This window comes from Lentimicrobium sp. S6 (assembly GCF_013166635.1).
Lineage (GTDB): Bacteria > Bacteroidota > Bacteroidia > Bacteroidales > UBA12170 > UBA12170.
On sequence record NZ_JABKBZ010000174.1, the window covers coordinates 1 to 2,457 of the forward strand.

Sequence of the window (2,457 nt, forward strand, 5' to 3'; positions counted from 1 at the left end):
GGAACCTATTATTATGCCACCAGATTCCAATACCTAGAACAAGACATGGTTTATGGTGGATTCAATGGAGGTTTCTATGACGGAACAACAAACCTCAATGGAGAACTCACAGTAACCACACTAACAGTAGATGATGAAATCACCTGGGCCAACCTGCAGCATCCAGAAAGCGGAGCCATAGCACCCAATGAAGAATTCATTGTTTACGGAAGATTATATATAGAAAACATCACCGAAGTAGCCGGCGAAAATGCAGACATACAAGCATGGATAGGCTATAGCACTGACAATACAAATCCAAACACTTGGACGAATTGGGTAGCCGCAAGTTATTTAGGCGAAGTTGCCGATAGTGACAATGATGAATATTCAGCCAATCTAGGTGGAGAACTATCCACCGATGGAACCTATTATTATGCCACCAGATTCCAATACCTAGAACAAGACATGGTTTATGGAGGATTCGACGGTGGTTTCTACGATGGAACAAGCAATGTAAATGGAGTCCTAACAGTTAGTACTCCTCCTCCAGCAGATGATGAAATCACCTGGGCCAACTTGCAGCATCCAGAAAGTGGAGCCATTGCACCCAATGAAGAATTTACCGTTTACGGAAGATTATATATAGAAAACATCACCGAAGTAGCCGGAGAAAATGCAGATATCCAAGCATGGATAGGCTATAGCACAGACAATACAAATCCAAACACTTGGACGAATTGGGTAGCCGCAAGTTATTTAGGCGAAGTTGCCGATAGTGATAACGATGAGTATTCTGCCAATTTAGGTGCTGAGATTTCTGAGGATGGCACTTATTACTATGCCACTAGATTCCAATACTTAGACCAAGAAAAGGTATATGGTGGATTCGATGGCGGTTTTTGGGATGGAACCTCTAATGTTAGTGGTGAGCTAAGTGTGAATACTGTTATAATCGATGGTGAAATCACTTGGGCCAATCTACAGTGGCCAGTTTCAGCAACAATTGAACCTGAAGAGTTATTTAATGTTTATGGCAGAGTTTATATAGAAGATTATACCTCTCAAGAAGAGGAAGTTATTGGGCTTCAGGCTTGGGTAGGTTATAGCACAGAAAATACAGACCCTTCTACATGGGATAATTGGGTTTCAGCAGAATACCAGGGTAATGAAGGTGATAATGATGAATATAAAGTAAACCTTGGTGAATATTTACTATCAGATGGTGTTTATTATTATGCTTATAGATTCAAATTACAATCACAGAATTATGTTTATGGTGGATTTTCTTTTGGAGGAGGAGGATTCTGGAATGGTACTTCTTTTACTAGTGGAGAAGTGACTGTAATAGATATACCTGATGAGGAAGAGATTACTTGGGCTAATCTTCAATATCCAGAATCAGGAAGCATTGAACCAGAAGAGGAGTATTTAGTTTATGGTCAGCTATATATTGAGAATATTACTGATGCAGAAGAGGAAAACGAAGATATTCAGGCATGGATAGGATATGGATTATTAGATACAGATCCCGCAACTTGGACCAACTGGATTCCTGCGAGCTATCATGCTGCTGTTGGTGATAATGATGAGTATGTTGCCAATTTAGGGGCAGATATGTTATTGGAAAACACCTATTATTATGCCACTAGATTCCAATATTTAGATCAAGAATATGTTTATGGAGGATATTCTGAGGATGGTGGAAACTTCTGGAATGGGGTAGAATATGTAAATGGAGAGCTTTCGGTAGCTATAGTTCCTGAGGTGAGTATCGACTGGGCAAACCTACAATGGCCAGGCTCAGGAGAAATACTTCCGAATCAAGAGTTTATTGTTTATGGACAAGCTTATATTGAAGATATCACCAGTCAAGAGGAGCCTATTGAAGGATTACAAGCCTGGATTGGTTATAGTTTAACGGAATCGGAGCCTTCCTCATGGACCAATTGGATTCCTGCTGCTTATCATCAAGGTGTAGGGAATAATGATGAATATGCTGCCGATCTAGGAAGTCTATTAGATACCGAAGGCACCTATTATTACGCTACTCGCTATCAATATATGGAACAAGATTATGTTTACGGTGGATATTCCTTAAGCCAAGGAGGATTCTGGGATGGCATTGGCAATACCAGTGGAATGCTTCTAGTGAGCACGGAAGTCATAGAGGATTCTATCAATTGGGCCAACCTACAATGGCCAGGTTCAGGAGAAATACTTCCGAATCAAGAGTTTATTGTTTATGGACAAGCTTATATTGAAGATATCACCAGTCAAGAGGAGCCTATTGAAGCATTACAAGCTTGGATTGGCTACAGTTTAACTGATTCGGAGCCCTCCTCCTGGATCAATTGGATTCCTGCTGATTATCATCAGGGAGTTGGGAATAATGATGAATATACAGCTGATTTAGGGTTATTGTTAGATACAGAAGGCACTTATTATTATGCTACCCGTTATCAATATTTAGAACAA

At 40.1% G+C, this 2,457-nt stretch carries 1 pseudogene; it reads left to right on the forward strand.

Annotated elements, in window-relative coordinates:
• Positions 1-2,457, forward strand: a pseudogene (locus HNS40_RS22095) (hypothetical protein); the annotation flags it as partial.